Genomic DNA, 9224 nt, shown 5'->3' on the forward strand with positions numbered 1-9224 from the left:
TTCGGTCCCGTTTCACCGGGGCCCTCCGGGCGCTTCCCTTCGTTCTTGCGTTTCCGACTCTATCAGACTCTTTCGTGTCCGATTCCCAGTCGAAGCGGGTTTCGCTTTCCAGGAATTCGCTTTCGCGTTTCCCTTTCCGGCGGTTCCAACCTTACCAGCTTCATTTCCGTTCCGTTTCCGGTCCGAAATTGATTCCGGCGGCCTGTTGGAGGGCCTTTGCCTTTCGGCTGATCCGACTTTATCAGAAATGTTTCGGCCGATTGAACGGCCTCATGATTTCAAATAAGGGAATCGATGGCTCTGCGGAAATCTTGGATTCCCGGTAGGAGCGAGATGAACGCTAACCGTTGAGCCCGTACTTGTCCAGTCCGGGGCAACTGTTTGAATCTACCTCCCCACGCGGACTGTGTCAACAGTTTTTTGTGGGCGAGGAGGAGACTAGCAGGTCAGGAGCGGCGGTTGCACATCGGTCCTCAGGCCGCGGAGGGGAGTTCGGCGCTGCGTTCCCCGGCGTCGAGGTCGCCGGTGTTCCCGGCGCGGGCCGCTCGGCCTCCGAGGATGTAGACGTACGCGAGAAATGCCAGCTCAGCGACGATGCCGATGGAGATGCGGGCCCAGGTCGGGAGGCCGGAAGGGGTTACGAAGCCCTCGATCAGGCCGGAGATGAACAGCACCAGTGCCAGGCCGATTGCCATACCGATCGCGGCGCGGCCCTGCTGGGCCAGAGCAGAGCGTCGCGTGAGTGGGCCGGGGTCGATGACGGTCCAGCCGAGCCGCAGACCCGTACCGGCTGCTACGAAGACCGCCGTCAGTTCGAGCAGACCGTGCGGGAGGATCAGGCCCAGGAAGGTGTCCAGCCGGCCGGCCGAGGACATCAGGCCGATACCCACGGCGAGATTGAGGACGTTGACGAAGAGGATGTAGATGACCGGTATGCAGAGGAAGGCCCCGAGGACCAGGCACATGGCGGCGGCCTGGGCGTTGTTCGTCCAGACCTGGGCGGCGAAGGATGCCGCCGGGTGGCTGGAGTAGTACGTCTCGTACTCCCCGCCGGGGCGGGTGAGCCGGCGCAGGTCGTCCGGGGCGGCGATCGCCGACTGGACTTCGGGGTGCGTGCCGATCCACCAGCCGATGAGTGCGGCCAGGAGTGTGGAGAGCACGGCGGTGGGGACCCACCAGTGCCTTGAGCGGTAGACGGCTGCGGGAAAACCGACGGTCAGGAACCGGGCGGCGTCGCGCCAGGATGCCTTGCGGGTACCGGTGACCGTGGAGCGGGCTCGGGCCACCAGCTGCGTGAGGCGGGCGGTGAGCAGGGGGTCCGGGGCGCTGGACTGGATCAGGGACAGGTGGGTCGCCGTGCGCTGGTAGAGCGCGACGAGTTCATCTGCTTCCGCACCGGTGAGCTGCCTTCCGCGGTGCAGGAGGTGGTCCAGGCGGTCCCACTCGGTTCGGTGGGCGGTCACGAAGACGTCGAGGTCCATGGTCGGCTGCTGCTCCAGGCATGGGTGCGTACGGGTCCGTACTACTGCGGCGCGCTGCGGGTCAGCTTGGCAGACTGAGGTTCCGAGGGGCAGGGAAGGTCGGCGAAGGGGTGGGCGCGATGAATGAGCTGGTGACCGGGGACGCGGTCGTGTTGGGGTTGCGGCCGGCGAGGCTACCGAGCCGCGCGTTGGCGATCGCAATCGATCTCGCGGTCGTTCTTATTGCTTTTGTACTGATTTCTATTGGGCTTGCCATCGCGACGGTGTCGCTCGACGAGGCGGCGAAGGCGGCGATAGCGGTTGCGACCTTCCTCCTTGTACTGGTGGGCGGGCCCATCGCGGTGGAGACGCTGAGCCACGGACGTTCGCTGGGGAAGCTGGCTTGCGGGCTGCGTGTCGTACGCGATGACGGGGGGCCGATCCGGTTCAGGCACTCGCTGGTCCGGGGTGCGATGGGGATCGTCGAGATTCTGATGAGCTTCGGAGTCGTGGCCTGCGTCGCGTCGCTGGTGTCGGCGCGTGGGCGGCGGCTCGGTGATGTCTTCGCGGGCACACTCGTCATACGTGAGCGAGTGCCGGCCGGGCGGGCCGTCGCCGTACCGCCTCCGCCTCCCTGGCTGGTCGGACGGTTCGCGCAGCTGGATCTGTCGTCGGTTCCCGACGATCTCTGGCTGGCGATTCGGCAGTACCTGACGCGTATGGGCCAACTCGATGCGGGAGTGGGCTGGTCGGTCGCGGAGCGGCTGGCAAGCGACCTGGCTGCGCGGACCGGGGCTCCCGTGCCGCAAGGGGTTCCTGCGGCGGCCTATCTGGCCGCGGTGGTGAACGAGCGGCAGGCTCGGGATGCGCGGCGGGCCTTCGTGCCTTCTCTCGGCGGGGCCCGCGGGGCGGCGGGAGTGGCAGGTGTGGCCGGGGTGGCAGGTGTGGCCGGGGGTCCTGCGGTGCCGCAGGTGGTTGTGCCGGTGGAGTCTGCGCGGGTGGTGTCTGCACCGGTGCCGGTTGCTGGCGTTGTTCCGGTGAAGCCTGAGGGGACTGCTTCGACCGGGTTCGCTCCGCCTGCCTAGTTCGGTGCGGGTGAGGGCGGTGATTCCAGGTGCTCAAGCTCGATGCCAGGAGCCGAAAGGACTACGTCGCCGGCGATGTGAACCGTGTGCCTGTCGCCCGTGTCCAAGGCGCTGACCTGGTATTCGTCCACGACCAGGGGGCCATTGTCAGTGGCGTGGGTTTCACTGTTCACCAGGGCCCAGGACTGATCGACAGTGCGGGGGGCGAGGACCGGATCCGTGAAGGTGACCAGGCGGATCCGGGTCTCGGGTGAATCGGGGGTGAGGCGCAGGAGTCGTGCGGTGGCGACGAGGAACGCGGGGGACGTACCGGAGAAGGCGTGGGCGCGGACATTGCCTTCGGTGGCGTGCGTGCCGGTCGGGTCGGTCCGGACCCAGGTGACGCCCTCCAGAGCGGCACCACGGATCTGCCAGCTCCTGGCATGGAGTTCGAGGCGGATGGGACGGCCGAGCTCGTCGAGGGTGAGGTCGACGGAGCCGAGGTGGTCTCCGGACGGGGCCGTGGTCTGGGAGACGTAGCGCCAGCCGGAGGGGCCGGGGGCGCAGTGGAAGTGTTCTTCGCCGAGGGGGGTGTGGTCGTGGAGATCGTGGAGCGAATATCGGCCGCGGGGCATGGGGTCCTTCGGGTTCCTCGGGCTGTGCGGGTGCGATACGGGGCAGGCCCCCGGCACGGGGGTGCGGGGGCCTGCGCTCGTAGCTGCTGCTGAGGCTGTTTCCCTCCGTCGGCGCCACGTGTGACGGCGTGGCGCCGGCGGGTGGATCAGTAGCGGTAGAGGTCGGACTTGTACGGGCCGTCGACCTCGACGCCGATGTAGGCGGCCTGCTCGGGGCGCAGGGTCGTGAGCTTCACGCCGAGCGCGTCCAGGTGGAGGCGGGCGACCTTCTCGTCGAGGTGCTTGGGCAGCACGTAGACGTCGATCGGGTACTCCTCGGGCTTCGTGTACAGCTCGATCTGGGCCAGGGTCTGGTCCGCGAACGAGTTGGACATGACGAACGAGGGGTGGCCGGTGGCGTTGCCCAGGTTCAGCAGGCGGCCCTCGGACAGCACGATCAGGACCTTGCCGTCGGGGAACGTCCAGGTGTGGACCTGCGGCTTGACCTCGTCCTTGACGATCCCGTCGATCTTCGCCAGGCCGGCCATGTCGATCTCGTTGTCGAAGTGACCGATGTTCCCGACGATCGCCTGGTGCTTCATCTTGGCCATGTCCGTGGCCATGATGATGTCCTTGTTGCCCGTCGTGGTGATGAAGATGTCGGCCTGGCCGACCACGTCGTCGAGCGTGGCGACCTGGTAGCCGTCCATCGCTGCCTGAAGGGCGCAGATCGGGTCGATCTCGGTGATGATCACGCGGGCGCCCTGGCCGCGCAGGGACTCCGCGCAGCCCTTGCCCACGTCGCCGTAGCCGCAGACGACGGCGGTCTTGCCGCCGATCAGGACGTCGGTGGCGCGGTTGATGCCGTCGATCAACGAGTGGCGGCAGCCGTACTTGTTGTCGAACTTCGACTTGGTGACGGCGTCGTTGACGTTGATCGCCGGGAAAAGGAGGGTGCCGTCGCGGTGCATCTCGTACAGGCGGTGCACACCGGTCGTGGTCTCCTCGGTGACGCCGCGGATCTCGGACGCCAGCTGGGTCCACTTCTGCGGGGCCTCACCGAGGGTGCGGTTCAGCAGGGTGAGGATGTACGCGTACTCCTCGCTGTCCGCCGTCGACGGGTCCGGGGCCGCGCCCGCCTTCTCGAACTCGACGCCCTTGTGAACGAGGAGGGTGGCGTCGCCACCGTCGTCCAGGATCATGTTCGGGCCGCCGGTGGGAGTGTTCGGCCAGGTCAGCGCCTGCTCCGTGCACCACCAGTACTCCTCCAGCGTCTCGCCCTTCCAGGCGAAGACCGGGACGCCGGCGGGGGCGTCCGGGGTGCCGGTCGGGCCGACGGCGATGGCCGCCGCCGCGTGGTCCTGGGTGGAGAAGATGTTGCAGGACGCCCAGCGGACCTCGGCGCCGAGGGCGACCAGGGTCTCGATGAGGACGGCCGTCTGCACCGTCATGTGCAGCGAACCGGTGATCCGGGCGCCTGCCAGCGGCTGCGTGGCGGCGTACTCCTTGCGGATCGACATCAGGCCGGGCATCTCGTGCTCGGCGAGGGTGATCTCCTTGCGCCCGAAGGTGGCAAGGGAAAGGTCGGCGACCTTGAAGTCCTGGCGATTGGCGACCGTCGTCATAACGGGCTGCTCCTCGTGAAGCGTCGAGGGTGGGCTGGGCTGGCTCTGCGGCGGCGGGCACACGAATGCCCGGGAGTTCCGCAGTGCAGTCCGTCGGAGGCCCTCTCTCCCTCGGCCGGTCCACAGTGCGGACCGATCGACCGCCATCAGCAGCGACGTCTGTTACTCCATATGAATCTACACCGAACGGCCCGGTGGACCCCAGCCCGTCCAGGGGCTTGGGCGATCACCGGGCCGTTCGGGGCGGTCGTCAGTGGGGCGTGAGTGGGTCGTCAGTGGCCGGGATCCGTCGGGGCCGGGGCGTTGGGGGCCTTGGCCGGGTTGGTGCCCGCGGCGGCGGCTTCCTCGTTGTAGATGTCCGGCTCCAGGTAGATGACCCGGGCGATCGGGACGGCCTCGCGGATGCGGGTCTCGGCGGCGTTGATGGCGCGGGCGATCTCGGTGGCGGTTTCGTCGTGCTCGACCGCGATCTTGGCGGCCACCAGGAGTTCTTCCGGACCCAGGTGGAGGGTGCGCATGTGGATGATGCGGGTGACGGTCTCGCCGTCGACGACCGCGGCCTTGATCTTCTCGACGTCCTCGATGCCCGCGGCCTCGCCGAGGAGGAGGGACTTCGTCTCGACGGCGAGCACGATCGCGATGATGATCAGCAGGATGCCGATGCAGAGGGTGCCGATGCCGTCCCACACGCCGTCGCCGGTGACGAGGGCGAGGCTCACGCCGGCGAGCGCCAGGATCAGGCCGACGAGTGCACCGAGGTCCTCCAGCAGGACGACGGGGAGTTCGGGGGCCTTCGAGTGGCGGACGAACTGCGTCCAGGAGCGGTTGCCGCGAGTCAGGTTGGACTCTTGGATGGCCGTGCGGAAGGAGAAGGTCTCGGCGATGATCGCGAAGACCAGCACGCCGACCGGCCAGTACCAGGCCTCGATCTCGTGCGGGTGCTTGATCTTCTCGTAGCCCTCGTAGATCGCGAACATGCCACCGACCGAGAACAGCACGATGGAGACGAGGAAGGCGTAGATGTAGCGCTCGCGCCCGTATCCGAAGGGGTGCTCGGGGGTGGCTTCGCGCTTGGCCTTCTTGCCGCCGAGCAGCAGGAGGCCCTGGTTGCCGGAGTCGGCGAGCGAGTGGACGCTCTCCGCGAGCATCGACGACGAGCCACTGAAGAGGAACGCCACGAATTTGGCGACTGCGATCGCGAGGTTGGCGGCTAGTGCCGCCACGATCGCCTTGGTTCCGCCTGACGCGCTCATGGGTGCCTGGTGTCCCTTCGTCGGTGCTGCGGCACGGGCGCCGCGGTACGGCCGGACATTGTTGCAGCCGCTGGTGCGGACGGTACGTCAAGCCACCACAGTTGCGCGGAAGAGCGTGCCTGTACGGGACGCTTCGACCTTTTCGTCCGCCGGAACGAACACCGATTCGCCGGGGGCGAGGGCGAGATCGCCGACGCTGGGGGTGCCGGAGGTGCAGAGCAGGATCTGCGGGGTGGCCGACGTCAGGTCGACGGGGTCCGCGCCGGGCGACAGGTCGTAGCGGGACAGCCGGAACTCGTCGACCGGTGTCTCGTACGGCTCCTCGCCGGACGGCGCCGCCTCGGGGCGCAGGACACCCGGGTCGGTCGCCTCGAAGCGGACGATGCGCAGGAGTTCGGGGACGTCGATGTGCTTGGGGGTGAGTCCGCAGCGCAGGACGTTGTCCGAGTTGGCCATGATCTCGACGCCGAGGCCGCCGAGGTAGGCGTGCGGGACGCCGGCGCCGAGGAACAGCGCTTCGCCGGGCTGCAGTTGTACGTAGTTCAGGAGCATCGCCGCGATGACGCCCGGGTCGCCGGGGAAGTGGTGGGCGATCTGGGCGTACGGGGCGTGGGCGCCGCCGAGTCGTTCGGCGGCGGCTGCCGCCTCGGTGACCGTGGCCGCCATCTCGGTGGGTTCGGCGGTGAGGATCGCCGTCAGGACCTCGCGCAGAGCCGCCTCTTCGGGCTTGGCGCGCAGGAGGTCCACGTACGGCTTCAGGGTGTCTACGCCGAGGGCTTCGATCGCGTCGGCAGACTCGGTGGGCCTGCGGAAGCCGCAGAGTCCGTCGAAGGGGGTGAGCGCGCAGAGCAATTCGGGCTTGTGGTTGGCGTCCTTGTACGTGCGGTGGGGAGCGGCGATCGGGACTCCCCGGCTCTCCTCGTCCGCGTACCCCTGCTTGGCCTGGTCGAGGTTCGGGTGGACCTGGAGGGAGAGCGGTGCGCCGGCGGCCAGCAGCTTCAGGAGGAAGGGGAGGCGGGGGCCGAACTTGGCGACGGCCGCCTGGCCGAGTTCGCGGGCGGGGTCCTCCGCGATGACCTCGGTGAGGGGCTGCTCGGCCCCGGAGCGGGTGACCCTGGACGGCGCTCCTGGGTGGGCGCCCATCCACATCTCGGCCTGCGGCTCGCCGGTGGGGGCGATGCCGAGCAGCTCGGGGATGGCCGTGGTGGAGCCCCAGGCGTAGGGGCGCACGGTGTTGGAGAGGCGGTCCATGGAGTTCGTCCTCGGGAAGCGGGGGTGAGGGGGGTGGTGTGTGTGGGGGGGGTGGTGGAGGTGGCCGGGTGGGGTGAGTGGCCAGTGTCGGTGGGGCGTGTGGCCGGTGGAGGTTGTGAGGGTGGCCAGTGGGGGTGGCAGGGGTGGCCGGGTGGGGTGCCTGGGAGAGAGTCTGGTTAGTGGTTCTGGGAGGCCAGGGCTACGTACACGGCGGCGAAGTCGGTGACCGCGAGGAGTTCCGCGAGGAGTTCGAGGTCGCTGCCCTCCTCCGGTTCGAGCTCGCTGATCGCCGTGTCGTGGCTGAGGGCGAGCTCGCGCGCCGCGGTCGCGGCGCTCAGGCCGCCGGTGGGGCGGCCCCGGAGCAGTACGACGCGGGCGTGCATCGCTTCCGGTTCGTCGACGCGGTCCCTGAAGAAGTCGTCGGGGTCCGCTCCGGCGGCGAAGGCTCCTGCCAGCAGCCGGCCGTGCGAGGGCAGTGCCTCGGGGAGTTCGGCGGCGAGGGCGGGGCGGCCTGCGAGGTCCGTCAGCACGGCGGCGAACCGGCGTCCGACCGGGCCTGCGGCGCCGGCCTCCGTCCAGATGAGCGGCAGGCTGTCGGCGAGCTCGGCGGCGAGGGTCTTGGCCGGGTTGCTGTACGTCGCGATGGCGGGGCCGCAGCGTTCGGCGGTGTGGTCCAGACGGTCGGCGACCTTCTGCAGCACGTCGGCGGGCGCGTCCACCAGTCCCAGCCGGTCGAGCAGGGCGAGCAGCGGGGTCAGCAGTGCCCAGAGGGTGCCGGGGCCGGCCGCCTCGGTCTCGGCGTCGTACTCGCCGTGCGGGGCCGCCGCCATCGGTACGACGAGGCCGTGGATGCCGTCGACCGCCTCGCGGAGCGGGGAGCTGGTGGGGGCGACCGCTACGACTGTGCAGCCTCGGCGGTACGCCTGTTCGGCGAGCTGGGCGAGGCCCGGTTCGGAGCCGTCCGCCGTGGCGATGAGCAGGAGGTCCACGGAGCCGGCCCAGCCGGGGAGCGCCCAGCGCATCGCGCCGGCGGCGGGCGCGACGCCAGTGGGGTGAATCCGGGTGACCGGGGCGGCGGCGCCCGCGAGTGCGCCGATCAGGTCGGCGACTCCGACTGCGGCGGCGCCGGGGCCCGCGACCAGGACGGCGCGGGGCCGGCCTTCCGGGGCCAGGGCGCCGATGCCGGCCTCGGCGGCGTGCCGGGCGGCGGTACGGACGCGGGCGCCGGCCTCGGCCGCGCCGCGCAGCAGACCGCGGCGGTCGGCGCGGGCCAGGGCTTCCGGGGCGTCGAGCAATGACTCGTCGAGCATGGCGGTGGGCCTCCGATCACCGTACGGGGTGCGGGGTGCGGGTACGGGTGACGGGTACGGGGGTGCGGGCGGTGGTCGTCGCCGACCCGGTCGCGCCGTGTCCCCGTGTCCCTGTGCCCCGTGCTCGCGGGTCGTGCTGTTACGCGGGGCGGCGGGCTTCGTCGACGAGGAGGACCGGGATGCCGTCGCGTACCGGGTACGCCAGACCGCAGTCCGTACCGGTGCAGACGAGCTCCGGGCTTTCGGCTGCCGACCGGTCGTCGAGCGGAGAGTGGCAGGCCGGGCAGGCGAGGATCTCCAGAAGGCCGGATTCGAGCGGCATGGGGTGGGTCCCTTCGGGCGTTCGAACAGCGGTTCGCGGGTCGCGGTCGCGGGGGTGCGGGTCGCGTGGATCAGGCGACGTCAGCCTACCGCTGGGGTGGCGGGGGCGCGGCCGGGGCGGGGCGGGGGCGAGGTGGTGGCGGCGAGGTGGTGGCGGCGGCGGTGCGTCGTGGGGGTGGGGGGTGGGGGGCGCCTGCGGCGGGCCTTGTCCCCTACCCGCCCCTTCCCGAAACCGGGGGGGGGGCCCCCCCCCCCCCCCCGGGGCCCCCCCCCCGCGGGGAGAAAAAACGAGGCCCCGGGCGAAAAAACCCCCCCCGGGAAAAAGA

Annotated in this window: 8 protein-coding genes; 1 reads left to right on the forward strand and 7 read right to left on the reverse strand. The window is 69.9% G+C overall.

The window, feature by feature from the left end; genetic code table 11:
* Positions 1 to 473: 473 nt before the first annotated feature.
* A complete protein-coding gene (locus ACWGO0_RS25425) occupies positions 474 to 1481 on the reverse strand; it encodes a stage II sporulation protein M (protein WP_453539396.1) in 1008 nt (335 codons plus the stop codon).
* 119 nt (positions 1482 to 1600) lie between these two features.
* Here ACWGO0_RS25425 and ACWGO0_RS25430 point away from each other — a divergent pair, with 119 nt between their 5' ends.
* Positions 1601 to 2545, forward strand: a complete 945-nt coding sequence (locus ACWGO0_RS25430) for an RDD family protein (protein WP_453539399.1) — start codon at positions 1601 to 1603, stop codon at positions 2543 to 2545.
* Here ACWGO0_RS25430 and ACWGO0_RS25435 read toward each other — a convergent pair.
* The 6 genes from ACWGO0_RS25435 to ACWGO0_RS25460 form a co-directional block, all read right to left on the reverse strand.
* Positions 2542 to 3159 carry a hypothetical protein gene (locus ACWGO0_RS25435; RefSeq protein WP_453539402.1) on the reverse strand — a complete coding sequence of 206 codons (618 nt, stop codon included), beginning with the start codon at positions 3157 to 3159 and terminating at the stop codon, positions 2542 to 2544. The genes ACWGO0_RS25430 and ACWGO0_RS25435 overlap by 4 nt on opposite strands.
* Positions 3160 to 3305: 146 nt before the next feature.
* Positions 3306 to 4763 (reverse strand): adenosylhomocysteinase, encoded by a 1458-nt coding sequence (ahcY, locus tag ACWGO0_RS25440; protein WP_453539405.1) that lies wholly within the window; start codon positions 4761 to 4763, stop codon positions 3306 to 3308.
* A 272-nt stretch (positions 4764 to 5035) separates the two neighbouring features.
* The gene (locus tag ACWGO0_RS25445) at positions 5036 to 6016 is read right to left on the reverse strand and encodes a cation diffusion facilitator family transporter (RefSeq protein WP_453539408.1); all 981 of its coding nucleotides are present in this window, start codon (positions 6014 to 6016) and stop codon (positions 5036 to 5038) included.
* Positions 6017 to 6103: 87 nt separating this feature from the next.
* Positions 6104 to 7267 (reverse strand): mannose-6-phosphate isomerase, class I, encoded by a 1164-nt coding sequence (gene manA, locus ACWGO0_RS25450; protein ID WP_453539410.1) that lies wholly within the window; start codon positions 7265 to 7267, stop codon positions 6104 to 6106.
* Positions 7268 to 7443: 176 nt separating this feature from the next.
* Complete coding sequence (locus ACWGO0_RS25455) at positions 7444 to 8577, reverse strand: SIS domain-containing protein (RefSeq protein ID WP_453539413.1); 1134 nt, start codon at positions 8575 to 8577, stop codon at positions 7444 to 7446.
* A gap of 139 nt (positions 8578 to 8716) precedes the next feature.
* Positions 8717 to 8899: a Trm112 family protein gene (locus ACWGO0_RS25460; protein WP_453539416.1), complete on the reverse strand. Its 183-nt coding sequence runs from the start codon at positions 8897 to 8899 to the stop codon at positions 8717 to 8719.
* Positions 8900 to 9224 lie beyond the last annotated feature (325 nt).

It is taken from the genome of Streptomyces sp. NPDC055749, assembly GCF_053617235.1.